Source organism: Streptomyces sp. NPDC048192 (genome assembly GCF_043202415.1).
GTDB lineage: Bacteria > Actinomycetota > Actinomycetes > Streptomycetales > Streptomycetaceae > Streptomyces.
Genome location: NZ_JBIDAL010000002.1, coordinates 407,977 through 433,262, shown reverse-complemented (window position 1 = coordinate 433,262; position 25,286 = coordinate 407,977). Strand labels below are relative to the sequence as shown.

Here is a 25,286-nt window from a genome sequence, read left to right as displayed (position 1 = left end):
CGGCTCCTCTCAGACCGGCGGGGCGACGAAGCAGCCGCGGTCGGGGTCGTTGAACGACTCCTTGGCGACCAGTTCGTTCATCGGGTTGGCGGTGCCCCACTGGTCGGTGACCTCGGGCCGGGAGAAGTCGTAGACGTGCGGGTGCCAGGTGTCCTCGTCCAGGCACTCCAGTTCCGTCGTGTACTCGACGGTGTTGCCGTGCGGGTCGAGGAAGTAGGTGAAGGTGTTGTCGCCCGCCATGTGCCGGCCGGGTCCCCAGATCTTCCGGTGGCCGGCGCGGATGACGCGGCCGGAGCCGCGCATGTACTCGTCGAGGCCGCGCATCTCGAAGGAGATGTGGTGCAGGGCCGTGTGCGGGCCCTGGGCGATGGCCATGGAATGGTGCTGGTTGCTGATCCGCATGAAGTGCATGACCTCGCCCATGTGCGGCGAGCTGAGCGTGTCGGAGAGCCGGAAGCCGAGGTGCCGCTCGTACCACTCCCGCGTGCGGTTGAGGTCGGGGGAGTTGAGGACGACGTGGCTCAGCTTGACCGGAATCGACTCCTTCTCCTCGATCTTGCGGTGCTGCCGGACCTCGACGTCGGCGGAGACCTCGATGGTGCGGCCGTCGATGTCGAAGAAGCGGAAGCCGTAGCCGCCGCCGGGGGTGTCCACCGCGCCCGGCTGCGTGATCAACTGCACGCCCCCGGCGAGGAGTTGCCCGGCGAGCGTGTCCACGTCGGCCGGGGTGGCGGCGCCGTAGGAGACCAGGTCGAGGCGCTTCTCCCCGGCCTGGCGCAGCCGGACGACGTACTGCTCGGGGGAGCCCTCGGCGGCGAGGAAGGAGATGCCGGAGTCCTCGGCGACCTTGGTCAGGCCCCAGACGCCGGCGTAGAAGTCGAGTTGCTTGTCGTAGTCGGGCACGGCCAGGTCGACGTGCCGCAGATGGGTGAGCAGGCGTGCGCTCATGGTGTCACTCCAGGGAGAGCAGGGTGGTGGCGTTGCCGCCGCGTACGGCGTCGAAGTCGGCGTCGGGCAGGCCGGCCGCGCGCAGTGCGGCGACGGGGTCGTCGGCGCCCATGTCGAAGGGGAAGTCGGAGCCGAGCAGCACCCGCCCGGCGCCGGCCGCCCGGACCAACTCCCGCAGCACGTGCGGATCGTGGACGAGCGAGTCGAAGTACAGCCGCTTCAGATAGCTGCTGGGCGGGTGCGCGCAGCCCGCGCCCGCGTCGGAGCGGGCCGACCAGGCGTGGTCGGAGCGGCCGATGTGGGTGGGCAGGTAGCCACCGCCGTGGGCGGCGATCACCTTCAGCCCCGGGTGGCGGTCGAGCACCCCGGAGAAGATGAGGTGCGACAGCGCGACGGCGTTCTCCGTGGGCTGGCCCACGGTGTTGGACAGGTACCACCGGTCCAGCCGCTCGTCCAGCGTGCAGCCGAAGGGGTGCAGGAAGACGACGGCGCCCGTCTCCTCGGAGCGCGCCCAGAAGGGTTCGTACGCAGGGTCGGACAGTTCCCGGCCGGGGGCGTGGCTGGAGATCTCCACCCCGGCCAGGTCCTGCCGCAGTGCGTGGTCGAGGGCGCCCACCATGCGGTCCGGGTGCTGCAGCGGCACCAGCCCGAGGCCGCGCAGCCGGTCGGGGGCGGCCGAACAGTGCGCGGCCGTCGCCTCGTTGGCGAGCCGGCACAGCTTCTCGGCCGTCTCCTCGTCCGTCCAGTAGTGGTAGTGCGAGGGGGAGGGGCTGACCAGCTGCACGTCCACGCCCTGGGTGTCCATCGCGGCCAGCCGCGCGGTCACGTCGGTCAGCAGCGGGATCCGCGCGCGCACCATGGGGCCGCTGACCGCGAGGGCGGCGGGGCCGTTGCGCCGGGCGTCCAGCGCCTTCGCCTCCGCCAGCCTGGGCAGGCCCTCCACCAGGGCGTCGACCTCGGGGAGCAGCACATGGGCGTGCACGTCCACGGTGGGGGTGCTCACGGCAGCTCCCTCAGCATCGTCATGACGCGGCCCATCAGGCCGGGCAGGTCCGCATCGCGCACGCCGTCCAGTTGCCACTGCCCGATCTGCACGGACGCCTCGACGACCGGACGGACGCGCGTGATCCGCCGCGCGTAGTACGCCTGGAACAGTGCGTCGTCCCAGACGTCGGTACCGGTCAGCAGCTGCGCGAGCACCCACGCGTCCTCCAGCGACAGCGCCGCGCCCTGGGCGAGGGTGGGCGGGCAGCAGTGCGCGGCGTCGCCGACGAGGACGACCCGGCCGCGGTGCCAGGAACCCTCCACCAGCAGCCGGTCGAACCAGGTGTAGTTGACCTGCTCCGGGTAGGTGATGTGCGCGGTGATCTCGGGCCAGAAGCCGCCGTAGGCGGAGGCGAGGCGCCGCATCTCCTCGGCGTACGTCTCCGGGGGGATGGCCGCCCGGTCGCGGGCGGCCTCGACGACGTAGGCGTAGATCGTCGTGTCGCTGGTCGGGCAGTAACCGGCGATGTAGGCGGGGCCGCCGTAGGCGAGGTCGGTGCGGGTCACGCCGGCCGGGCGCGGCACGGCGGCACGCCAGATGGCCATGCCGGTGGGTTCCGGCTTCTCGGTGACACCGATGGCGGCGCGCGTGGTGGAGCCGAGCCCGTCGGCGGCGATCACCAGGTCGTAGCGTTTCTCGCTGCCGTCGGTGAAGCGCGCGGTCACACCGGTGACGTCCTGCTCCAGGGACTCGGCACGGGTGCCGAGCCGCACCGAGGCGCCGCTCGCGCGGACGGCGTCGATCAGGATGCCCTGCAACCGGGGGCGCCGCATGCCGACGGTGGCGGGCAGGTCGTCGCCGCCGGTGCGGATGTCCCGCGCGACGTGCAGCACGGTGCCGTCGGGCGCGGTGATGCCGACGGATCCGAACGCGAACCCGGACGCCTTGACCCGCTCCCACACGCCCAGTTCGCGCAGCACGCGCAGCGCGTTGCCCTGGAGGGTGATGCCGGAGCCGGCGGTGGCGTTCCAGTCGTCCTTGGCCTCGATCAGGTCCACCGCGATCCCGGCCCGGCGCAGCAGGACCGTGACGGCGTTGCCGGCCGCGCCGCCGCCGACGACGAGGACCGAGCGGGGGCTGCTCATGGGGAACTCCTTCGGTGCGCTGGTCACTTGACGGCGACCGGGTTGACGGGCGAGCCGACGGCGCCGGTGATGGGCAGGGGAGCGGCGGTGAGCCAGAACTCGTACACGCCGTCGGCCGCGCAGTCCTCCGCGAGGGCCTCCAGGTCCCACATCTCGCCGATGAGCAGACCGATGTGGGGGATCGCCACCTGGTGCAGCGGCTGGAAGGCGTGCTCGAACTCGTTGGGCCGGACCTCGAAGCCCCAGGTGTCGGTGGCGATCGCGGCGATCTCGGTACGGTGCAGCCATCCGGCCGTCGTGAACGACAGCCCCGGCGCCGGGCCGCCCGCGTAGTCGCCCCAGCCCTCGCGGCGCACCCGCGCGAGCTGACCGGTGCGCACCAGCACGATGTCCCCGCGTCCCACGGCGACCCCGTGCGCCTCGGCGGCCCGGGCCAGATGCTCCTCGGTGATCGCGAAACCGTCGGGCAGCTCACCGCCCTCGCCGATGACCCGGCCGACGTCCAGCAGCACCCCGCGCCCGGCGACGTGCGGGGCCATGTGCTCGATCCCGGTGACCAGGTCGCCGTCGGAGGTGACGACCTGCTCCGCCGGACGCCCGTTCCACGCCTTGCCGTGGTCGAAGATGTGCCCGAGGCCGTCCCACTGGGTGGAGCACTGCAGCGGCATGGCGATCACGTCGTCGGCGCCGCCGAGGCCGTGCGGGAAGCCCTGGTGGCCGAGGGCGGCGTCGGTGCCGGTGTCCAGCATGGTGTGCACCGGGTTGGTGCGCCGCCGCCAGCCCTTCTGCGGGCCGTTCATGTCGAACGCCTGGGACAGCGAGAAGCTGACGCCGCGCCGGACGAGGCCGGCGCCCTGGCGGCGCTTGCCCTCGTGGAGGAAGTTGAGGGTGCCGAGCCGGTCGTCCTCGCCCCAGCGCCCCCAGTTGGAGCACGCCTCGGCGGCCTCGGCGATGGCGCCCTCGGGATCGTGGCGGTCCAGGGTCATGCCGTCTCCTCCACGCAGCGAGTGCGCTGGACGCCGAGTCCGGTGACCGAGCCCTCCATGACGTCGCCGTCGCGCAGCAGCCGGCCCCGGTGCATGCCGTTTCCGGCCGGGCTGCCGGTGAGGAGGAGATCGCCCGGGAGCAGGCGCGCGGTCTGCGAGGCGTACGACACCATCCGCGCGACGCTGAAGATCATGTCCTTGGTCGACTCGTCCTGCATGGTCTCGCCGTTGAGCTTCAGCGTCACCCGTAGGTCGTCCGGGTCGGCGATCGAGTCGGCGGGCACGATCCACGGTCCGAGCGGGGTGAAACCGGGCGCGTTCTTGCTGCGCAGCCAGTCGGTGCCGATCTGCGGCATGTCCCGGCGGAAGACGGTCGCCCGGTCGGTCAGGTCATTGGCGATCGTGTAGCCCGCGATGTACGCCGGAGCCTCCGCCACGGACACCCGGTGGGCGGGCCGGCCGATCACGGCCGCCAACTCCAGCTCCCAGTCGGGTTTTTCGGCCCACGCGGGCAGCACCACGTCGTCGTACGGGCCGGTGATGGCGCTGGGCAGGCCGATGAAGACGTACGGCAGATCCTCGGCGGCCCGGCGGTCCATGATCCGCTCGGCCTCCGCGCGGCGCTCCGCCTCGGGCCGGTCGTCGCCGGGAGCCCGGTGGGCGACGTGCAGGTCGATCACGTGCCGGCGGTAGTTCGCGCCCGACTGGAACACCTGGCGGGGTTCGACCGGCGCGTGCACGCGGAGGTCCGCCAGCGGTGTCCGGCCGGCGCCGGGGCCGGCGGCCAACTCCCGCAGCTCCGGCAGCGCGGCCTCCCAGCGGTCCAGCACGCTCAGCACGGTGGCACGCGCGTCGCCGAAGGCGGCCCGCAGATCGAGGGCCTGGCCGTCGGGGGTGACGAGGGCGGGGAAGCGAGGCCCGTCCGGGGCCGAGAGGGTCGCCAGGGCGAAGGGGCCGGCGAAGAGGGGGGACTCGGGGTCGGGTTTCACGGACATGTCCTCCTGATTGCGGTGCGACTAATCTGGACCCGCCAGCCGTGATCAGGGAAATTGATTCTGTGGATGGCAAGCATCTATGTCGCCGATGTTTCCTGGTCGGCGCCGGACCGTGGAGGGAGACCGGTGAACCTGGCCCGCCTCGACCTCAACCTGGTCGTCGCCCTGCGCGCGCTGCTCGAGGAGCGCAACGTCACCCGCGCCGGGCAGCGCGTCGGCCTCAGCCAGCCGGCCATGAGCGCCGCCCTGGCCCGGCTGCGCCGGCACTTCGACGACGACCTGCTCGCCCGCGTCGGCGGCCACTACGAGCTGACCGCGCTCGGCCAGGTGCTGCTGGACCGCACGTCCACCGCCTACGACGTGCTGGAACGCCTCTTCGCCAGCCAGGCGGACTTCGACCCGGCCAGCGAGCGGCGGGAGTTCAAGCTGCTCGCGTCCGACTACGCCGTGGCCGTCTTCGGCACCGAGCTGGCCCGCGTGGTCCACGAGGAGGCCCCCGGCATCCGGCTGCGCTTCTCCCAGACCCCGACGACCGTGGTGGACGACACCGCCACGCTGCTGAGCGTCGCCGACGGGCTGCTCATGCCGCACGGCGTCATCAGCGACTTCCCCGCCACCGACCTCTACGACGACCGCTGGGTGTTCCTCGTCGCCGACGACCACCCGAGCGTCGACGACCGGCTCACCCGGCGCGACCTGGAGCGGCTGCCGTGGGTGACGTACCAGCGCACCTACGACGCCCCGGCCGTGCGCCAGCTCGGCATGCTCGGCGTCGAGCCGCAGGTCGAGGTCTCCGTCGACAGCTTCCAGCTGCTGCCCCTCATGGTCGCCGGCACCCGGCGCATCGCCCTGGTGCAGGCCCGGCTGGCCCGGCTGCTCGCCCCCATCGCCGCCGTGCGGGCGGTGGAGCCGCCGTACGAGGCCGTACCCCTGCGGGAGGCCCTGTGGTGGCATCCCGTGCACACGCACGACGCCGCCCACATCTGGCTGCGCGAGACGGCCGCGCGGGTCGGGGCGCGGCTGCGCCCCGAGGGCTGAGCGCCGCCCGCCGACGAGGGCGGGGGCATCCACGCGCCGGATCGACGGCATCGGCAACTTCGATGCCGCGGGGACTGGGCAGCCGCGGACCCGGACCGCATAGTCGTGGGACGCACCGCGCCCGCCGGCCGCCGCCAGGAGCCGTCCCGCCCGCCCGGCCCGTCCGCCGCGCGGCGCCCTTCCCCGCCTCACGTCCCCCGGAGTGCCGCCATGTCCGCTTCCGCCGCCCTGACCGCCCGAGAAGGGACAGGGGATCCGGCCGTCACGGGACGGCTGCCCGCCGTGCTGCTGATGGCCGGCAGCTGCCTGCCGATCCTCGGCGCCGTGCTGATCGCCCCCGTGCTGCCGCGCATGCAGGACCACTTCCGGCACGTGCCCGGCAGCACCGCCCTCGTCCCGCTCGTCCTCACCGTCCCCGCCCTCTCCCTGGCGATCCTCGCCCCGTTCGCCGGCGTTCTCGTCGACCGCCTCGGCCGCAAGCGCCTGCTGGTCGCCGCCACCGCGCTGTACGCCCTGTGCGGCACCGCACCGCTGTGGCTGCCCTCGCTGTACGGCATCCTGCTCAGCCGCGTGCTGGTGGGCGTCGCCGAAGCGGCCGTCATGACCTGCTGCACCACGCTGATCGGCGACTACTACGACGGACGGGTCCGGGACCGGTATCTGGCACTGCAGACCATGTGCGCCTCGGCGTCCGCCACGGTCTTCCTCGCGCTCGGCGGAGTGCTGGGCTCGGCCGGCTGGCGGGCGCCGTTCTGGCTGTACGCGGTCGGACTCCCGCTCGCACCGGTCATGGCCCGCGTGCTGCCCGCACCCGGCCCGAGCCCGGCCACCGGACCCACGGCGCCCGGCCTGCCGCCCTTCCCGCTGCGCCGCATGGCGGGGATCTGCCTGCTCACCGTCTTCGGCGCGGCCGTCTTCTACACCGTGCCCGTGGAGATGTCGTACCTCATGGACGACGCGGGCGTGCACTCCACCGCCGTGGTGGGCGCGGTCACCGCGCTGGCCAGCGCGGCCACCGTGCTCGGGTCGGTGCTGTTCACCCGGCTCGCCGACCGGCCGCGCCGCCGTCTTCCCGCCCTGTTCCTCGTGTGCGCCCTGGGCTTCGTCCTGATGGGCGCGACCGGCCGGCCCGCCCTTCTCGTCGCCGGCGCCGTCGTCAACTGCGTCGGCACCGGGCTGCTGTTGCCCTCCCTGCTGACGGTGGCGCTCTCCCGGCTCGGCTTCGCCGACCGCGGGCGCGGCACCGGAATGTGGACGGCCGCGTTCTTCCTCGGCGAGTTCGCCTGCCCGCTGGCCCTGCTGGCCGCCGAGAGCGCCCTGGGCACCCTCGCCTCGGCCGTCGTACTGCTCGGCGTGGTCACCCTGCTGGTCTCGGCCGCGCTGCTGCCTCTGACCCGCCGGGTCAGGCCGGAGGCTCCGTGAGGGACTGCTCGGCCCAGATGACCTTGCCGCCGGGGACGAAGCGGGTGCCCCAGCGCTCGGAGAACTGCGAGACCAGCAGCAGCCCGCGGCCGCCCTCGTCGGTGGCGCGCGGATGGCGCAGATGGGGCGCGGTGGCGCTGCCGTCCGAGACCTCGCAGGTCAGCGCCCGGTCCCGGATCAGCCGGAGCCGGAGCGGGCACTCCGCATGCCGGATGGCGTTGGTGACCAGCTCGCTCACGACCAGCTCGGTGGTGAACGCCAGTTCCTCCAGCCCCCATTCGGTCAGCTGCCGGGCGGCCAGCTTGCGGGCGTCGGCGACCACGGACGGGTCGGAGGGCAGGTCCCAGTCCGCGACCTGATCGGCGCCGAGCAGCCGGGTGCGGGCCATCAGCAGGGCCGCGTCGTCGTGCGGCCGGTGCGGGACCAGCGCGTCGACCACGGCCCGGCAGCTCAGCTCGAGCGTGGCGGCGGGCTGCTCCAGCGCGGCGCGCAGCCGTTCGCGGTCGGTGGCGTCGGCGCCGTCCCCGTGGACCAGCAGCCCGTCGGTGTACAGCGCCAGCTCGCTGCCCTCGGCCAGCACCAGTTCGACCGCCTCGTAGGGCGGCCCGCCCGCGCCCAGCGGCGGACCCTGCGGCAGGTCGACGAGGCTGACGGAGCCGCCGGGCAGGACGACGGCGGGCGCCGGATGGCCCGCCGTCGCCATGGTGCACCGCCCGTCGACCGGGTCGTAGACGACGTACACGCATCCGGATCCCACCGCCTGGATGCCGGCCGCCGAAGAGCCCTCGGGACCGGCGCCCTCCTCCCGGGCCATCCGCCCCACCAGGTCGTCGAGGTGGGCCAGCACCTCCTCGGGCGACAGATCCAGCGCCGCGAGAGTGTGCACGGCGGTGCGCAGCCGCCCCATGGCCGCCACGGCGTCGATACCGTGCCCCGGCACCTCGCCCACCACCAGCGCCACCCGGGCGCCGGACAGCGGGATCAGGTCGTACCAGTCGCCGCCGAGTCCGGTCAGTTCGTCGGCCGGCCGGTAGCAGGCGGCCACCTGCACCGCGTCCTGCTCGGGCAACCGGCGCGGCAGCAGACTGCGCTGCAGGACGAGGGCGGCGTCCCGCTCCCGGGTGTAGCGCCGGGCGTTGTCCACGCAGACCGCGGCCCGGGACACCAGGTCCTCGGCGAGACTCAGGTCGTCGGCGTCGAAGGGCTCCTGGCGGCCGCGCCGGTAGAAGCTGGTGACGCCCATGGTGACGCCCCGGGCGCGGACGGGCACGATCATCGCGCTGTGCAGACCCAGGTCCCCGAAGGTCGCCCCCTTGCCGCCGGGGATGTCCGTCGCCCAGGCCTTGGCCAGCGGGTCGAGCCGGTCGGCACGCCAGGACCGGCCCGTGGTCAGACTGCGGATCGGAGGCGACCCGGCGCGATAGGTGCACATACCGCCGATCTCCACCACGGCCTCCGGGGCCCCGGGGTTCACCGACTGGTGCCCGGCCCGCCGCAGCGGCACCACCTGGTCCGACACGTCCAGCGACTCGGGCTCCGCGCCCCGCAGCACGGAGTCCAGCAGGTCCACGCTGACGAAGTCGGCGAAGTCCTGCACGGCGACGTCGGCCAGTTCCTGCGCGGTCCGCACGATGTCCAGGCTGCGGCCGATCTGCTCGCCGGCCCGGTCCAGCAGGGCCAGCCGCTGCCGGGCCCGGTGCCGGTCGGTGATGTCGACCACCGTGTAGTACACGCCCATCGGCCGGCCCCGGTCGTCGTCGAGGCGGGTGAACGACATCATGTGCGCCGTCTCCCGGTGCGGTGCGGACCGCACCTGCCCCACGTGCTCGTACCCCACCACCGGCTCGCCGGTGCGCAGGACGCGCCGCATCTGCGCCTCGATGCCCGCGGTGTCGATGCCCGGCTGGATCTCGGCCATCCTGCGCCCCAGCCGCTGGCGCGGGGAGCCCCCGCCGTACCGCTCCAGGGCCGCGTTCGACCACACGCAGCGCAGATCGGTGTCCACGATCGCGATGCCGATGGGGGAGCCGGCCACCATCTGCTCCAGCACCGCACGGCTCATGTCCCAGCCGCGCGCCCCTTCCGCCTCGGAGACGAGAACCAGCCACTGCGCGGCGCCGCCGGGTTCCCTCGCCGGGGTGATCCGCACCATCACCGGGACCGGCTGTCCGTCCCTGCGCCGTGCGGTCAGCAGCCCCGCCCAGCCCCCGTCCCTGCGGCACCGCTCGGCCAGCTCGGGCGCCCGCGCGGCGTCGTCGGCGGACAGCAGCCCGGTCGCCTTGGTGCCCACCACTTCGGCGGCCGGGTAGCCCAGCAGGTGCTGGGCGCCCCGCGTCCAGCTCGTCACCATGCCCTGGGCGTCGAGCAGAAGAGGGGCGGCGTCGGCGACGTCGAACCGCCGCCGGGCGGCGTCCTGGTCCTCGTCAGTGCTCACAACCGGCCTCTCTGTAGCTGAGAGTGGTCTACCCCCTCGTGGCTCAATCTTCACCCTTCGGGCATCGGGCCGGAGACGCAAACGGGCCGGGGGGCGGCCTGCGGCCACCCCCCTGGGTCACGAACCCGTTCCTTCGGGCGTCACACCCTCGCGCCACGCTCGCCGCGTCACGCTCCCCGGGTCACGGGACGAGGACCTTCTCCAGCGCGGCCAGCGCGGAGCGCAGCTCCTCGGCCGTGATGGTCAGCGGGGGCGCCAGCCGGATCGTGGACCCGTGGGTGTCCTTCACCAGGATCCCCTCCCGCATCAGCCGCTCGCTGATCTCGCGGCCGGTGCCGATCGCCGGGTCGACGTCGACGCCCGCCCACAGGCCGCGGGAGCGGAAGCCGACCACGCCCTTGCCGACCAGCTCGGTCAGCCCGTCCCGCAGGATCACACCGAGCTCGGCGGCCTGCCGCTGGAACTCGCCGGTCTCCAGCAGCTCGACCACGGCCGTGCCGACCGCGGCGGCGAGCGGGTTGCCGCCGAAGGTCGAGCCGTGCTCGCCGGGGTGCAGCACCCCCAGCACCTCGCGCCGGGCCACCACCGCCGACACCGGCACGATCCCGCCGCCGAGCGCCTTGCCCAGCAGCAGCACGTCCGGGACGACGTCCTCGTGCTCGACGGCGAAGGTGCGGCCCGTGCGGCCGAGGCCCGACTGGATCTCGTCCGCCATGAAGAGGCAGCCCTTGCGGCGGGTCAGCTCCCGCACCCCGGCGAGATAGCCCTCGCTCGGGATGATCACGCCCGCCTCGCCCTGGATGGGCTCGATCAGCACGGCCGCCGTGGTGTCGTCGACGGCCTCCTCCAGTGCGGCCAGGTCGTCGTACGGCACGATCCTGAACCCGGGCGTGAAGGGACCGAAGCCCGTGCGGGCCGTCTCGTCGGTGGAGAAGCTGACGATGGTCGTCGTACGGCCGTGGAAGTTCTCCGCGGCGACCACGATCGTCGCCCGGTCGGCGGGGACGCCCTTGACGTCGTACGCCCACTTGCGGGCCACCTTGATGCCGCTCTCCACCGCCTCCGCGCCGGTGTTCATCGGCAGCACCATGTCGAGGCCGGTCAGGCCCGCGAGCCGCTCGGCGAACAGGGCCAGCCGGTCGTTGTGGAAGGCCCGGGAGGTCAGCGTCAGCTGGTCGAGCTGGCGGTGGGCGGCCTCGATCAGCGCGGGGTGCCGGTGGCCGAAGTTCAGCGCCGAGTACCCGGCGAGCATGTCGAGGTAGCGGCGGCCCTCGACGTCCTCCACCCAGGTGCCCTCCGCGCGCGCGACCACCACCGGCAGCGGGTGGTAGTTGTGCGCGAGGACCGGCTCCTCGGCACGGATCAGGTCGTCGGAGGTGCGGGTGCGCGCGGGTGCGGTCATGTACGGATCTCCTGGGTGCAGCACTTGATGCCGCCGCCGGCCTTGTGGAACTCGGACAGGTCGACGGGGACGGGAGTGTAACCGTGGTCGGCGAGGCGTTCGGCGAGCGCCTCGGCCTGGGGGGCGATGAAGACGTTGCGGCCGTCGGAGACGGAGTTCAGGCCGAACGCCATCGCGTCCTCGCGGGTGGCGAGCACCGCCTGCGGGTACAGGCGGCGCAGCACCTCGCGGCTGCCGGGCGAGAACGCCTCCGGGTAGTAGCAGATGTTGTCGTCGTCGAGGACGAACAGCGCCGTGTCCAGGTGGTAGAAGTACGGGTCCACCAGGGTCAGGCCGATCACCGGGTGGCCGAGGAACTCCTGCGCCTCCCGGTGCGCCGCGCGGCTGGTGCGGAACCCGGTGCCGGCGAGCACGTACCGGCCCGTCCACACCAGGTCGCCCTCGCCCTCGCTCACCGACTCCGGGCGGTAGACGTCGTAGCCCGCCGTCTTGAACCAGGTGTCGTAGTGCAGGGACTCCGGGCGCCGCTCCGCCGCGTGGAACAGCGAGCCGAAGACCCGGCCGCCGACCATGAACGCCGCGTTGGCCGAGAAGACCATGTCGGGCAGGCCGGGCACCGGCTCGACCGATTCGACCGCGTGCCCATGGGCGCGGTAGGCGCTGATCAGCGTGCGCCACTGCTCCTGGGCGAGATCCACGTCGACGGGCCGGTCGGGGTTCATCCAGGGATTGATCGCGTAACTCACGGCGAAGTGTCTGGGTTCGCAGACGAGGAAGCGCCGAGGACGCTGAACACGGCTTTCGGACACAGAGGGTTTCCTCCGCTTGCGGTGTGTCACTGGGGTGCTCACCACGGTAGGAACACCGGGGCAGGCCCGACAAGCGAGAAGAGCTGCGTAGATGCGCAGCATCGCTGCGTTCTTCAGGGGCAACACGCACGGTTGCTGCGCATGTTCGGGGTCACTCCGGTGCGGCGTGGGTGGCGCCCGCCTCCGGGCTCTCCGGGAGCAGATGGGACAGCACCATCACGCTGATCGTCTTCCGGATGAACGGCTCCACCCGGATCCGCTCCAGCACCTCCTCGAAGTGCTCCACGTCCCGTGCCCGCACGTGCAGCAGCGCGTCCGCGCCGCCGGTCACGGTCATGGCCGCCGTGATCTCCGGATGGTTGCGCACGACCTCCGCGAGCCGGCGGGGCGGGGCCGCGCCCTCGCAGTACACCTCGACGTACGCCTCCGTGCGCCAGCCGAGCGCCGAGGGCTTCACCGTCGCCGTGAACCCGGTGATCACCCCGGTCTCCCGCAGCCGGTCCACGCGCCGCTTGACCGCGGTCGCGGACAGCCCGATCCCCGCGCCGATCTCGGCGAAACTGGTCCGGGCGTTCGCCATCAGCGCCGTGATGATCCTGCGGTCGAGCTCGTCGAACGAGGGCGTCCTGCTGTTCATGCGGGCACTGTAGTCAGCCCGCCGCAGCGCTGCTCAGGACTGGGTGACGACCATCGCGAGCGTCAGCAGCCCCAGGACGACCCATCCGAACCACAGCCAGCCGTTGCTGCCGAGCGCGACCGTGTAGGCGGTCACGACGACGAGCCCGCCGACCGTGAGGGCCCCCATCGCCTTGGTGGAACCGTTCGTGGAACCGGGCATCGCGGCACCCTCCTCATGGTCTGTCCATGACCATGGTGCCCCCGTTTCCCCCGGAGGGGACAGCTCCGCCGCAACCCCTCGCCTTCCGCCCCGGCCCGTCGGCTTGCGTCGTGGCCTCTCGGCCTGCGCCGCCGTCCGTTGGCCTTCGCCGCGGTCCTTCAGCCCCCCACGCCTCCTAGGTCCCGGTTTCAGCCCTTGCGGGCGTTCAGGGAGGCCAGGTACGCGTTGTAGGCCTCCAGCTCCTTGTCGCCGTCCCGGTCCGCGGCACGGTCCTTGCGCCTGGCCTGCCGCTGCTCGGAGCCGTACCACTGGAACAGCAGCGCGATCAGCACCAGCACGGACGGGATCTCGCTGAACGCCCACGCGATGCCGCCGGCCGCGTTCTGGTCGGACAGCGCGTCGATGCCGAGCGAGGCGGGCGGGTGGGTGAAGGTGTCCACCATCGGCGCGCTCGCCATCATCAGCGCGATGCCGAAGAATGCGTGGAACGGCATGCCCGCGAACAGCTCCAGCATCCGCATCACGTAGCCCGGCCGGTGCGGGCCGGGGTCGACGCCCATGATCGGCCAGAAGAACACCATGCCCACGGCGAAGAAGTGCACCATCATCGCGATGTGCCCGGTCTTGGAGCCCATCAGGAAGTCGAACAGCGGGGTGAAGTACAGCACGTACAGGCTCGCGATGAACATCGGAATCGTGAACGCCGGGTGCGTGATGATCCGCATGTACCGGCTGTGCAGCAGCGCCAGCAGCAGCTCCCGGGGGCCCGTGCGGCCGCGGCCGGCGGTGGGCAGCGCGCGCAGCGCCAGCGTGACCGGGGCGCCGAGCAGGACCAGGATCGGCGACAGCATACTGATGATCATGTGCTGGATCATGTGCACGCTGAACATCACCATGCCGTAGTCGTTCAGCCGGGTGCACATCACCAGCCCCACGGTCAGCACGCCCACGGCGAACGCCACCGTGCGCCAGGCGGACCACGCGTCCCCGCGCCGCCGCAGCCGCACCACACCCCAGCCGTACAGGGCGAGCCCGGCCAGGCACGCCACGAGGAAGAAGGGATCCGCCGACCACGCGAGCCCCCGCGCCAGCGTGAACGGCGGCAGATCCGTCATCATGCCGTGCCCGCTGTGGTCCATCCGGCGGCTCCTGATTCGTGGGGGTTGTACGAGTTGTCCGCCCCAAGAGTAGAACCGTCCCCGGTCACGGCCGTGACCGGGGGCGGGTGGTTCCGCAGTGGACTACAGGACGCACTCGGCCTCGTCGTACCGCTGCACGGGCACGGTCTTCAGGGTCTCCACGGCCTCGGCCAGCGACACCATCACGATGTCGGTGCCGCGCAGGGCGGTCATCCGGCCGAACTCGCCGCGGTGCACGGCCTCCACCGCGTGCCAGCCGAACCGGGTGGCGAGCACCCGGTCGTACGCGGTGGGCGTGCCGCCCCGCTGCACATGCCCGAGGATCACCGGCCGGGCCTCCTTGCCGAGCCGCTGCTCCAGCTCGACCGACAGCTGCCGGGCGATCCCGGCGAAGCGCTCGTGGCCGTAGATGTCCTTGCCGCCCTCGTCGAAGTCCATCGTGCCGGGCCTCGGCTTGGCGCCCTCGGCCGCGACGACGATCGCGAACCGCTTGCCCGCCTCGAACCGCTCGCCGACCTTCCGCGTCAACTCGTCGATGTCGAAGGGCCGTTCCGGGACGACGACGGCGTGGGCGCCGGCCGCCATGCCGGAGTGCAGCGCGATCCAGCCGGTGTGCCGGCCCATGACCTCCACGATCAGCACCCGCTGGTGCGACTCGGCGGTGGTCTTCAGCCGGTCCAGGGCCTCCGTCGCCACGGTCACCGCGGTGTCGAAGCCGAAGGTGACGTCCGTGACGGCGATGTCGTTGTCGATGGTCTTGGGCACGCCCACGATCGGCAGCCCGTTGTCCGACAGCAGCCGGGCCGCCTTCAGCGTGCCCTCGCCGCCGATCGGGATGATCGCGTCGAGGCCGAGCTCCGCGACATGGCCCTTGGCCCGCTCCACGCCGTCCCGCAGATGCTCCGGGCGCACCCGGGAGGAGCCGAGGATGGTGCCGCCGCGGGCCAGGATGCCGCCCACGGCGTCGAGGTCGAGCTTGAGATAGTCGCACTCCAGGAGGCCCTTCCAGCCGTCCCGGAAACCGATGACCTCGTCGCCGTGGTCGGCGACGGCACGGTGCACGACGGACCGGATGACGGCGTTCAGGCCGGGGCAGTCGCCGCCGGAGGTGAGGACACCAATGCGCATAGCCCGAATTACCTTCTCAACGTGGGCCGGGGGGACCGGACCACGCTGTCCGGCGGATTCCCGGCCACCCTACCGGCGTGAGGGGGTGGCTCCGTAGCGGGCGTCCGCCTGCTGGACGCGCCCGCACATGTGAGCGGACGGCCTGTCAGGCGGGCCCGCCACGACCCTGCCGAAGTGCGCTGAGACGGCGCTGAAGCGACGCTGAGGCGGCGCTTACGCGGGCTGCTGAGCTGCGGCGATCCGCTCGTTGCGGAGCGCCTCGTACCAGCGGTCGTCGATCGGCGGCAGCGCGTTGACGTCGAGCGCCAGCTTCAGCAGCAGATCGGCGATCTGCGGGTTGCGGGCGAGGACCGGGCCGTGCATGTACGTGCCGAACACGGTTCCGTTGTACGCGCCCTCCGTGCCGTCCCCGGTGCCGTTGCCCTTGCCGATCTGCACCCGGGCGAAGGGGCGGGCGGTCGGGCCGAGGTGGGTGACGCCCTGGTGGTTCTCGAAGCCGGTCAGCTGGGGCAGCCCGAGCTGCGGGTCGATGTCGGCCAGCACGTCGCCGACGCACCGCTCGCCCTCGCCGCGCACCGACACCACGTCGAGCAGGCCGAGGCCCGGCTCGCGCTGGCCGAGGTCGTTGATGAACTCGTGGCCGAGGATCTGGTAGCCGGCGCAGACGGAGAAGACGATCGCGCCGTTCTCCACCGCCCGGTGCAGGTGCCCGTCCCGGCGCAGCCGCTCGGCGGCGAGCCGCTGCGGCCGGTCCTCGCCGCCGCCGATCAGGTAGATGTCGCCGGAGGTCGGGATCGGCTGGTCGCTGCGCACGTCGAGCCGGGCCACGTCCAGGCCGCGCTGCCGGGCCCTGCGCTCCACGACGAGCGCGTTGCCCTGGTCGCCGTAGGTGCTCAGCAGGTCCGGGTAGATCCACACCAGCCGCAGTTGGTTGTCGCTCATGAGGTGATCGCCCTTCGAGGATCAGAAGATCAGTTGCCGACGCGGCGGCGCAGGTCCTGGAACGCGGTGTAGTTCGCGATGACCTCGATCCGGCCCGGCGGGCACATCTGCACGGCCTGGTCGAGGTCGTCGCAGACCTGGAAGTGCTGGTTCGCGACCTCCAGACGCACGGCGAGGTCCAGCTTGCGGTCGCCGATCACGAAGATCGGGTGGCCGGTCAGCCGGGTGTAGTCGACGTCCCACAGCCAGGAGGTGTCGGTGCCGTCGGCTCCGCGCGCGTTCACGGACAGGATCACCGGGGCGGGCGGCGGGTCGATCAGGGAGAAGGTCTCCAGCCAGCCGGCCGGGTTCTTCGCCAGCAGCAGCCGCAGATCACGGTTCTGGAACTGCACGACGTCGTACCGTCCGGCGACCGCCTGCACCTGGTACATCCGCTCCAGGGCGACCTGCGGCGGCACCCCGAAGACGGCGGCCACGGCGGCCGAGCTGGTCGCGTTGGCCTTGTTGGCGCGGCCCGGCAGCTGCAGATGGATGGGCCAGGCCGAGCCGTGCGGGTCGAGGACGTGGTCCCCGGACAGCGCCCAGGTCGGTGTCGGCCGCCGGAACCCGCACTCGCCGCAGAACCAGTCGTCGCCGGGGCGCTGCATCACACCGCCGCAGGACGGGCAGGACCAGGCGTCGTCCTTCCACATCTGCCCGGCCGCGACCCAGACCACGTTCGGCGACGAGGAGGCGGCCCACACCACCAGCGGGTCGTCGCAGTTGGCGACGATGACGGCCTTCGACCCGGCGAGACCCTCGCGCCAGTTCTCGGCGAGCATCCGGGTCTCGGCGGCGCGGTCGAGCTGGTCGCGGGAGAGGTTGAGCAGGGCGATGCACTTCGGGTCGGTGTCCCGGGCCACTCCGGCCAGGTACTTCTCGTCGACCTCGATGACACCGAACTTCGCGTCCGAGCCGCCCGCGAGCGCGGAGGTGATGCCGGCCGGCATGTTGGCGCCCAGCGCGTTCGACACCACCGGGCCCGCGGCGCGCAGCGCCTCGGCGATCAGCCGGGTGGTGGTGGTCTTGCCGTTGGTGGCGGACACCAGGACGACGTCCAGGTTCTGGGCGAGCCGTCCGAGGAGGTCGGGGTCGAGTTTCAGCGCGACCCGGCCACCGATCACCGACCCGCTGCCGCGCCCCGCGGCGCGCGATGCCGCAGCGACCGCCTTGCCCGCGGTCACGGCCAGCTTGGCCCGCGGCGTGAGCGGGTCCGAGTTGCCTGCCATCAGTTCTCGATCCTCCTTGCGTACGCGCCGCGCCTGGGGCCATCCGGCAGCGTGGTGTGGCCTCAGCCTATCGAGATCCGAATCCACACCCGAATCCCGGCCCACGCCTTGAGCGGCGGACATGGGCGATACGAACCGTACCCTTGCCGCCATGCGACACCGTTCCATTCCGGGCGCCCACGGGCGCGTCCGGCCCCTCACCCTGCTCGGCGACGCGGCTTTGCGCGAACAATGCCGGGAAGTCACCGGATTCGGGCCCGAGCTGGCGGCCCTCGTGGAGGACCTGTTCGCCACCATGTACGCGGCGCAGGGGGTGGGCCTGGCGGCGAATCAGGTGGGGGTGCCGCTGCGGGTGTTCGTGTACGACTGCCCGGACGACGAGGACGTCCGGCATCTCGGACACGTGGTGAACCCCCGGCTCGTGGAGGCCGGGGGCGTGGTCGTCCGGGGGCCCGAGGGCTGCCTGTCCCTGCCGGGCCTGGAGGCGGGGACCGAGCGCTACGACCGTGCGGTGGTCGAGGGTTTCACGGTGACGGGGGAGCCGGTCGTGATCGAGGGCACGGGGTTCTTCGCGCGGTGCCTGCAGCACGAGTGGGACCACGTGGAGGGCCGGGTGTACGCGGACCACCTGACGGGGTGGCGCAGGCGCAGACTGGCCCGGCAGGCCGAGCGGGCTTCATGGCGCCGGTGACGTCAGAACCCCGGGCCGCCCATCCGGTCCCCGGCGGCCGCGAGCCGCCCCCACAGCAGATCGGCGAGGGAGCGCACCAACTCGGCCCGCGAGCACGGCCGTTCGCCGAGCCACCAGTCACCCGCGGCGTGCATCATCCCGACGATCCCGTGCCCCCACACCCGGGCCAGCTGCTGGCTCTCCGGGCCGAGGTCCACCCGCTCCTCGATGACCTGGGCCAGCTCCTCGCCCATCCGCCGCAGCAGCGGCGCCGAGTGCTTGCCGACGTCGAAGCCATGGTCGCCGCTCCCGCTTCCCTCCGCCGGATGCATCAGGAACCGGTACACCTGAGGACGTGCCTCGATCGCGGCGAGATAGGTGTCCAGCGTGGACTCCACCCGCTCCCGCCGGTCCGCCGGGGCGTCCAGCGCCGCCCGCAGCGAGTCGAGGAGCGCGTCGGTGTGCCGCTTGGCCAGCGCGGCGTACAGGCCGCCCTTGTCACCGAAGTGGCGGTAGAGGATCGGCTTGGTGATGCCGGCCTCCGCGGCGATGGCGTTCATCGAGGCCTGCGGACCGTCGCGGAGCACCACCCGGTCGGCGGCCTCCAGCAGCTCGCGCCGTCGGCGGTCGGCGGACCGCTGCTGGTCGGTCCGCTGTGTGGTGTCCATGTGCTCTCCCCACCCATGCTGTTTCGGTGACGCCTGCGCAAACTAACACTGACCGCGCCCCTGACATCGAACGGGATGCCGAGGCCGTCCCCGGTTGACTTTTCCTACCGGTCAGTAACAGACTCGCGTTACCGCTAGTAACATCGGATCCGCCGCTGGAGGGGACATGGCCGAGTTCACCATGGAGCTGAACGACGAGCAGAAGGAAGTCCGGGACTGGCTCCATGGCTTCGCCGCCGACGTGATCCGCCCCGCGGCCGCCGAGTGGGACGAGCGCGAGGAGACGCCCTGGCCGGTCATCCAGGAGGCCGCCAAGGTCGGCATCTACTCCCTCGACTTCTACGCGCAGCAGTACTTCGACCCCACCGGCCTCGGCATCCCGATGGCCATGGAGGAGCTGTTCTGGGGTGACGCGGGCATCGCCCTGTCCATCGTGGGCACGGGGCTCGCCGCCGTCGGCGTGCTCGCCAACGGCACCGAGGAGCAGATCGGCACCTGGATCCCGCAGATGTACGGCGACACCAACGACGTCAAGGTCGCCGCCTTCTGCTCCTCCGAGCCCGACGCCGGCTCCGACGTCGCCTCCATGCGCACGCGTGCCGTGTACGACGAGGCCAAGGACGAGTGGGTGATCAACGGCACGAAGACCTGGGCCACCAACGGCGGCATCGCCAACGTCCACGTCGTCGTCGCCAGCGTCGACCCGGAGCTCGGCTCCAAGGGCCACGCCTCCTTCATCGTCCCGCCGGGCACCCCGGGCCTCGCGCAGGGCCAGAAGTTCAAGAAGCACGGCATCCGCGCCTCGCACACCGCCGAGGTCATCCTCGACAACGTGCGCGTCCCCGGCTCCTGCCTGCTCGGCGGCAAGGAGAAGCTGGACGAGCGGCTCGCCCGGGCCCGCGAGAAGGCCGCGAAGGGCGGCGAGCGCGTCAAGAACGCGGCGATGGCCACGTTCGAGGCGTCCCGCCCGGCCGTCGGCGCGATGGCGGTCGGCACCGCCCGGGCCGCGTACGAGGTCGCCCTCGACTACGCGAAGACCCGCGAGCAGTTCGGGCGCCCGATCATCGACAACCAGGGCGTCGCCTTCCAGCTCGCCGACATGCGGACCCAGATCGACGCCGCCCGGCTGCTGGTGTGGCGGGCGTCCTGGATGGCGGTCAACGGCAAGCCGTTCACCGCGGCCGAGGGCTCCATGTCGAAGCTGTTCGCCAGTGAGACGGCCAAGAAGGTCACGGCCCAGGCGATCCAGATCCTCGGCGGCAACGGCTACACCCGGGAGTACCCCGTGGAGCGCATGCACCGGGACAGCGCGATCTACACGATCTTCGAGGGCACGAGCGAGATCCAGCGCCTGGTCATCGCCCGCACCCTCTCGGGGATGCCGATCCGCTAGCGGTGCCTGAGCGGCGTCAGCTGCTCGATGTCGTACTTGGCCCGCAGCGCCTCGATCGCCTCCTGGTCGGGCGGGCCGCCGTTGCCGAGGATCTCCAGCAGCTCCTCGAAGTAGCGTTCGTGATCCGGCGGCGGACTCGCCTGGAAGAACATCTTCGCGGGCGTGTCCGTCGGGTTCGCGAACGCGTGCGGGCACCCCGGGGGGACGACGACGACCGTGCCCGGCGTCGCCCGCACCACCCGGCTGCCCGAGGACGACTCCCACTTCCGCCAGTTGTCGGGGGTGCGGATGCGCGGCTCGAAGGCGAGGACGTCCAGTTCGCCCTCCAGGACGTAGAACAGCTCCTCGCTGCGGGTGTGCACATGGGCGCCCACGTCGAAGCCCGGCGGGACCTCCACCTCGAAGGTGGAGGCCATCCGCGAGTGCGTGCCGGTGACCTTGAACGTCACCCGCTGGGCCGGCGTCTCCACGACACGGCCGTGGCCCGGCGGTACGTACAGTCCCTCGGTCCAGGTCATGGGCTGCTCACCAGGTCACCGGAAGCGCCTCGGGACCCCGGATCAGCGCGCCCTTCCTGAAGGGCACCCGCTCCGGCGGCACGGACAGCCGCAGTCCCGGGACCCGGTCCAGCAGGGTGTCCACGAGCAGCTCCTGCTCCAGCCGCGCCAGCTGCCCGCCGGGGCAGTAGTGGGGGCCGAAACCGAAGGACACGTGCGGGTTCGGGCTGCGGGAGAAGTCGATCCTCTCCGGGTCGGGGAAGACGTCCGGGTCGCGGTTGGCGGCCAGGTACGAGACGTACACCGGGTCGCCGGCGCGGATCCGGTGGCCCCGGATCTCCACGTCCTCCAGCGCGATCCGGGACAGGCCGACCGCGTTGCGGTGCGGGATGTAGCGCAGCAGCTCGTCGATCGCCCGCGGGCGGATCTCCGGCTCCGCGCGCAGCCGCTCCACCAGGTCGGGGCGGGTGAGCAGCAGATAGAACATCTGCCCGCTGTTGTTGGTGACCGCCTCGCCGCCGATCTGCAGCAGGCCGGCCAGCCCGACGGCCTCCCCGAGCGTCACCTCGCCCCGGCCCACCGCGGCGCCGAGCAGCGAGGTGACGTCCTCGCCCGTGCTGTTCTCACGCAGGCCGATCAGGTCCGAGAAGTACGCGGCCATCTCCCGCTTGGCCTTCTCGCTGACCTCCTTGCCGTGGGAGGAGGACAGGATGAGCTGGGTCCAGGTGTGCATGGCGTGCCGGTCGCCGGCCGGGACGCCCATGATCTCGCAGATCACCGCGATCGGGAACGGGCTGAGCACCGCACTGGTGAGATCGGCGGGCGGGCCGTCCTGCAGCAGCTCGTCGACCAGTTCGTCGAGCATGACGCGGGCCTTCTCGCGCACCCGCTCCACACCCTTCGCGGTGAACGCGGCCGCCACCGAGCGGCGCAGCCGGGTGTGGTCGGGCGGGTCGAGGAAGCCGACCGCCCCGGGATCCGGGATGAAGTGCGGGGCCAGCCGGGTCACCGGCTTCGCCATCACCGCCTCCCGGCTGAACCGCGGGTCGTTGGTCACCATCCGCACGTCGTCGTACCGGGTCACCAGCCACGCCCAGCCCTCGCCGTTGGGCAGCTGGATGCGGGTGACCGGGCCCTCCTCCATCAGCTCCCGGAGCACCGGGTCGAAGTCCGTCCCGGTCAGGTCGAGCGCCGGCCAGTGCCGGATCGGGGGCAGGGTCTCGGTGAGCGTCTCTTCGGTCATGCCGTACTCACGCCGTCTCTCGGTCGGTGCGCCAGCGGCCCAGCGCCATTTCCGCGGTGATGCCGGGTCCGAACCCGGCGAGGAGCCCACGCGCCCGGTGCTCGGCGCCACCCTCGTCGAACATCCGGCGCAGCGCGTCCAGCACGACGCCGGAGGCGATGTTGCCGTACTCGGTGAGGGTCGCCCGGCTGAACCGGAACGCGTGCGGGTCGACGTGCAGGAACTTGCTCAGGTCGTCGAGGATCCGGGGCCCGCCGGCGTGGACGATGTAGAAGTCCAGGTCGGAGGCGTCCCAGCCGTGTGTCCCGGCGAGGTCCTGCAGGGCCGGGGCCAGCGGCTCCATGGTGGCCGGCACCCGCTTGTCGAGCAGGAAGTGGAAGCCGGTCGCCCGGACGTCGTAACTGATCCAGTCCTCGGTCTTGGGGATCAGGTACGAGCCGTTGCGCTCCAGCTCGATGCCGGTGCCGCCCCTGCCGCGGACCACGGCGGAGGCTATGCCGTCGCCGAACAGGCCGTTGGAGAGCAGCGAGCCGACGCCGAGGTCGGTGGGCTGGTAGCACAGCGAGCAGAACTCGCAGGCCACGATCAGCGCGTTGGCCTCGGGGTAGGCCGTGCAGAAGTCGTGCGCGCGGTTGATCGCCGCGCCGCCCGCCGCACAGCCCAGCTGCGCTATGGGAAGTTGCCTGGTGGTGGGGTCGAAGTCCATCTCGTTGATCAGCCACGCCGTGAGCGAGGGCATCATGAAGCCCGTGCACGAGACGTAGATGATGACGTCGATGTCGGTGGTGAGGAGTTCCGCGTCGTCGAGGGCACGCTGGATCACCGCGGGGACCCGCGCCTTGGCCTCGGCCTCGTAGAGCTTGTTGCGTTCCTCGAAGCCGGGGTGCTTCAGGGTCTCCTCGATGGGCTGCACGATGTGCCGGGTCTTGACGCCCGTGTTCTCTATCAGCCGCAGTGCGAGGGGCAGTTGGGGGTGGTCCGCGTGGCGGGAGCGCGCCAGCTCCAGCGTCTCCTCCATCGTGATCACGTGTTCGGGAACCGATACCGAGGGTCTGCACAAAGTCGCCATGAACCGTGCCTGCTTTCAGCCTTCCGGAAGGCCTGCGCCCGCCGGTCAGAGGGTCGTTCACCTCAGGGGGTGTCCACCCACGATCACTCGGTACGGCGGCGATCTCGCGCCGAACTACTCCAGATCGGGGACGCGGCGTCAGGACCGGGTGCGAACCGGCGTGTGCGCGGCAGGGCGAACACCGTGCCGGCACCGGCCAGGGCCCTGCTGGCGGCGGCCACCAGGGCCGTCACCCGTCCGGCCCCGGGACAGCGGTGGATGATCACCGCGTCCGCCGCGTTCTTCACTGGGTTAGGGACGGGCGAGGACCTGGCGGCACGGCACCTGACCGCCTTCGCCCGGGGCCTGCGGCGTGAGCGAGGACGACGGCCGGACGTACGTCCCCCGGGCGGCCTGCCGGGCCCATCCCGCCTCAGCGTGAACTCCCCGGTGCCGGGCGGAAATTGCGCCCGCGTTGCGACCGGCTCCGCGCACGCCCTACGGCTTCGGGGACGCCGCCTGCGCGGCCCTGGAGCGGGCCCGCTGGACATGGACGGCGCACAGGCCTACGGGAGGCTGCCGCAGGCGGACGAGGCGGTGTTGCGGGCGTGTGTTCCGGACGTCGTCGGGCTAGGGCGCCCCGCTGCTGTGCGCGATGCAGGCCACGTCGATACGGTCGGCCAGCTTGGCCAGCTCGATGGTCAACGCGGCGACCGTGTCCTCGTCCAGACCCTGCTCCCCGGCCTCGACGAGCCGCAGCCACCGACCGCCCACGGTCCGCAGCAGCTTACTCACGTCCGCCGCCGCCACCTGCAGGGTCCCGCGGTCGTCGACGATCAGAGGCAGGGTCACTTCGCGGTTCACAAAAGGGGATGGTAGCCGCGCAGCGCTCACGCACCCTGCCAAACCGTGGTGATGTTGCAGAACTCGCGGATTCCGTGCCCGGACAGCTCACGCCCGTACCCGGACCGCTTGACCCCGCCGAACGGGAACGCCGGATGGGAGGCGGTCATCCCGTTGACGTACACGGAACCGGCCTCCAGATCCCGGGTGAAGCGCTCCACCTCGCCGTCGTCGCGCGTCCACACGTTGGAACTCAGCCCGAACGGCGAGTCGTTGGCGATGAGCAGCGCCTCCTCCAGGTCGCCGGCCCGGTACAGCGTGGCGACCGGCCCGAACGCCTCCTCCCGGTGGATGCGCATCTCCCGGGTGATGCCGGCGAGCACGGTCGGCGGGTAGTACCAGCCGGGCCCGTCCGGCCGCCGGCCCCCGCACAGCACCTCGGCCCCGCCGCGCCGCGCGTCGTCGACCAGCTCCTCCAGATCGTCACGCCCCCGCTCGCTGGACAGCGGGCCGACGTCGGTGTCCTCCTCCAGCGGGTCGCCGACCCTGAGCGCCGTCATCCCGGCGGCGAACTTCTCGGCGAAGGCGTCGTAGACGTCGGCGTGCACGATGAACCGCTTGGCGGCGATGCACGACTGCCCGTTGTTCTGCACGCGCGCGGTGACCGCGACCTCGGCCGCCCGGTCCAGGTCCGCGGAGGGCATGACCACGTACGGGTCGCTGCCGCCCAGCTCCAGCACCGTCTTCTTGATCATCTCCCCGCTGGTGGAGGCCACCGCCCGGCCCGCCGGCTCGCTGCCGGTGAGCGTCGCCGCCTTGACCCGCTCGTCGCGCAGGATGTCGTCCACCGCGCCCGAGCCGATCAGCAGCGTCTGGAAGCAGCCCTCCGTGAAGCCCGCCCGGTGGAACAGGTCCTCCAGGTACAGGGCCGTCTGCGGCACGTTGGAGGCGTGCTTGAGCAGGCCCACGTTGCCCGCCATCAGCGCCGGCGCGGCGAACCGGACCACCTGCCACAGCGGGAAGTTCCAGGGCATCACGGCGAGCACGGGACCGAGCGGCCGGTACCGCACCCTCACCCGGGACGCACCGGAGTCGCGTACGTCGGCCTCGGCGGGCTCCTCGTCGGCGAGCAGCCCCTCGGCGCGCTCGGCGTACCAGCGCATCGCCTTGGCGCACTTCGCGGCCTCCGCCCGCGCCTGCTTGATCGGCTTGCCCATCTCCGTGGTCATGACACGCGCGATCTCCTGCTGGTCCTCGTCCAGCAGATCGGCGGCCCTGTTCATCAGCCGGGCGCGCTCCGCGAACGTGGTCGTCCGGTAGGTGCGGAACGTGGCCTCGGCGAGCTGGAGCCGGCGTTCCAGCTCCTCCTCGCCCATGGGCTCGTACGTCTTGAGCGTCTCGCCGTTCGCCGGGTTCACCGTCGCGATGGGCATGGCTGACCTCCC

Annotated in this window: 24 protein-coding genes; 4 read left to right on the top strand and 20 right to left on the bottom strand. The window is 72.2% G+C overall.

Translation table 11 applies throughout. The features are described 5' to 3' along the window. Positions 1-9: 9 nt before the first annotated feature. Genes ACGFZN_RS04835 through ACGFZN_RS04815 form a run of 5 tightly spaced genes read right to left on the bottom strand, consistent with a single transcriptional unit; the run spans position 10 to position 5,059 of the window. Entirely contained in the window at positions 10-948 is a 939-nt protein-coding gene (locus ACGFZN_RS04835; protein ID WP_393857037.1) for a VOC family protein, read from the bottom strand. 4 nt (positions 949-952) lie between these two features. Further along, positions 953-1,951 carry an amidohydrolase family protein gene (locus tag ACGFZN_RS04830; protein WP_393857036.1) on the bottom strand — a complete coding sequence of 333 codons (999 nt, stop codon included), beginning with the start codon at positions 1,949-1,951 and terminating at the stop codon, positions 953-955. After that, positions 1,948-3,078, bottom strand: coding sequence for an FAD-dependent oxidoreductase (locus tag ACGFZN_RS04825; protein ID WP_393857035.1), 1,131 nt, complete (start codon positions 3,076-3,078; stop codon positions 1,948-1,950). The genes ACGFZN_RS04830 and ACGFZN_RS04825 overlap by 4 nt, the downstream gene beginning before the upstream one ends. Positions 3,079-3,101: 23 nt before the next feature. After that, on the bottom strand, positions 3,102-4,064 hold the full coding sequence (locus ACGFZN_RS04820) for a cyclase family protein (protein ID WP_393857034.1): 963 nt from the start codon (positions 4,062-4,064) through the stop codon (positions 3,102-3,104). Beyond that, positions 4,061-5,059, bottom strand: coding sequence for a fumarylacetoacetate hydrolase family protein (locus tag ACGFZN_RS04815; RefSeq protein ID WP_393857033.1), 999 nt, complete (start codon positions 5,057-5,059; stop codon positions 4,061-4,063). Before ACGFZN_RS04815 ends, ACGFZN_RS04820 begins: the two co-directional genes overlap by 4 nt. Positions 5,060-5,185: 126 nt before the next feature. Between ACGFZN_RS04815 and ACGFZN_RS04810 the strand changes: the two genes are divergently transcribed. Both ACGFZN_RS04810 and ACGFZN_RS04805 read left to right on the top strand, forming a co-directional pair. Beyond that, a complete protein-coding gene (locus ACGFZN_RS04810; protein WP_393857189.1) occupies positions 5,186-6,097 on the top strand; it encodes a LysR family transcriptional regulator in 912 nt (303 codons plus the stop codon). Positions 6,098-6,307: 210 nt separating this feature from the next. Beyond that, positions 6,308-7,519: an MFS transporter gene (locus ACGFZN_RS04805; RefSeq protein ID WP_393857032.1), complete on the top strand. Its 1,212-nt coding sequence runs from the start codon at positions 6,308-6,310 to the stop codon at positions 7,517-7,519. Here the strand turns inward: ACGFZN_RS04805 and ACGFZN_RS04800 are convergent. From ACGFZN_RS04800 to ACGFZN_RS04760, 9 genes are all read right to left on the bottom strand, one after another. After that, a complete protein-coding gene (locus ACGFZN_RS04800; protein WP_393857031.1) occupies positions 7,500-9,953 on the bottom strand; it encodes a SpoIIE family protein phosphatase in 2,454 nt (817 codons plus the stop codon). The two genes, ACGFZN_RS04805 and ACGFZN_RS04800, sit on opposite strands and share 20 nt — an antisense overlap. 181 nt (positions 9,954-10,134) lie before the next feature. After that, a complete protein-coding gene (rocD, locus tag ACGFZN_RS04795; RefSeq protein ID WP_393857030.1) occupies positions 10,135-11,355 on the bottom strand; it encodes an ornithine--oxo-acid transaminase in 1,221 nt (406 codons plus the stop codon). After that, positions 11,352-12,164 (bottom strand): dimethylargininase, encoded by an 813-nt coding sequence (ddaH, locus tag ACGFZN_RS04790; protein ID WP_393857029.1) that lies wholly within the window; start codon positions 12,162-12,164, stop codon positions 11,352-11,354. The genes rocD and ddaH overlap by 4 nt, the downstream gene beginning before the upstream one ends. A 151-nt stretch (positions 12,165-12,315) precedes the next feature. Further along, entirely contained in the window at positions 12,316-12,801 is a 486-nt protein-coding gene (locus ACGFZN_RS04785; protein WP_330341399.1) for an Lrp/AsnC family transcriptional regulator, read from the bottom strand. Positions 12,802-12,834: 33 nt separating this feature from the next. Then, positions 12,835-13,002 (bottom strand): hypothetical protein, encoded by a 168-nt coding sequence (locus ACGFZN_RS04780; RefSeq protein WP_107093214.1) that lies wholly within the window; start codon positions 13,000-13,002, stop codon positions 12,835-12,837. A gap of 188 nt (positions 13,003-13,190) precedes the next feature. Further along, positions 13,191-14,141 (bottom strand): cytochrome c oxidase assembly protein, encoded by a 951-nt coding sequence (locus tag ACGFZN_RS04775; RefSeq protein WP_393857028.1) that lies wholly within the window; start codon positions 14,139-14,141, stop codon positions 13,191-13,193. Positions 14,142-14,243: 102 nt separating this feature from the next. Then, positions 14,244-15,269, bottom strand: a complete 1,026-nt coding sequence (locus ACGFZN_RS04770; protein ID WP_393857027.1) for a 6-phosphofructokinase — start codon at positions 15,267-15,269, stop codon at positions 14,244-14,246. Positions 15,270-15,482: 213 nt separating this feature from the next. After that, positions 15,483-16,211 carry a type 1 glutamine amidotransferase gene (locus ACGFZN_RS04765; protein WP_103815672.1) on the bottom strand — a complete coding sequence of 243 codons (729 nt, stop codon included), beginning with the start codon at positions 16,209-16,211 and terminating at the stop codon, positions 15,483-15,485. A 29-nt stretch (positions 16,212-16,240) separates the two neighbouring features. Further along, positions 16,241-17,479 carry a MurT ligase domain-containing protein gene (locus ACGFZN_RS04760; protein ID WP_393857026.1) on the bottom strand — a complete coding sequence of 413 codons (1,239 nt, stop codon included), beginning with the start codon at positions 17,477-17,479 and terminating at the stop codon, positions 16,241-16,243. A 151-nt stretch (positions 17,480-17,630) separates the two neighbouring features. Between ACGFZN_RS04760 and def the strand changes: the two genes are divergently transcribed. After that, positions 17,631-18,170 (top strand): peptide deformylase, encoded by a 540-nt coding sequence (gene def, locus ACGFZN_RS04755; RefSeq protein ID WP_393857025.1) that lies wholly within the window; start codon positions 17,631-17,633, stop codon positions 18,168-18,170. A gap of 2 nt (positions 18,171-18,172) precedes the next feature. On the opposite strand, the gene ACGFZN_RS04750 is transcribed toward def, so the two are convergent. After that, complete coding sequence (locus tag ACGFZN_RS04750; protein ID WP_393857024.1) at positions 18,173-18,817, bottom strand: TetR family transcriptional regulator; 645 nt, start codon at positions 18,815-18,817, stop codon at positions 18,173-18,175. Between the two features lie 166 nt (positions 18,818-18,983). On the opposite strand from ACGFZN_RS04750, the gene ACGFZN_RS04745 reads away from it, so the two are divergent. Further along, entirely contained in the window at positions 18,984-20,210 is a 1,227-nt protein-coding gene (locus tag ACGFZN_RS04745; protein WP_393857023.1) for an acyl-CoA dehydrogenase family protein, read from the top strand. Here ACGFZN_RS04745 and ACGFZN_RS04740 read toward each other — a convergent pair. The 5 genes from ACGFZN_RS04740 to ACGFZN_RS04720 all read right to left on the bottom strand — a co-directional run bounded on the left by ACGFZN_RS04740 (position 20,207) and on the right by ACGFZN_RS04720 (position 25,274). Further along, positions 20,207-20,728, bottom strand: coding sequence for a cupin domain-containing protein (locus tag ACGFZN_RS04740; RefSeq protein WP_393857022.1), 522 nt, complete (start codon positions 20,726-20,728; stop codon positions 20,207-20,209). The genes ACGFZN_RS04745 and ACGFZN_RS04740 overlap by 4 nt on opposite strands. Positions 20,729-20,735: 7 nt before the next feature. Continuing rightward, complete coding sequence (locus ACGFZN_RS04735; RefSeq protein ID WP_393857021.1) at positions 20,736-21,950, bottom strand: cytochrome P450; 1,215 nt, start codon at positions 21,948-21,950, stop codon at positions 20,736-20,738. A gap of 7 nt (positions 21,951-21,957) precedes the next feature. Further along, complete coding sequence (locus ACGFZN_RS04730) at positions 21,958-23,019, bottom strand: type III polyketide synthase (protein WP_360146673.1); 1,062 nt, start codon at positions 23,017-23,019, stop codon at positions 21,958-21,960. Between the two features lie 609 nt (positions 23,020-23,628). Further along, entirely contained in the window at positions 23,629-23,862 is a 234-nt protein-coding gene (locus ACGFZN_RS04725) for a DUF6213 family protein (RefSeq protein WP_079048970.1), read from the bottom strand. A gap of 26 nt (positions 23,863-23,888) precedes the next feature. Beyond that, the gene (locus tag ACGFZN_RS04720) at positions 23,889-25,274 is read right to left on the bottom strand and encodes an NADP-dependent succinic semialdehyde dehydrogenase (RefSeq protein WP_393857020.1); all 1,386 of its coding nucleotides are present in this window, start codon (positions 25,272-25,274) and stop codon (positions 23,889-23,891) included. Positions 25,275-25,286: the final 12 nt, after the last annotated feature.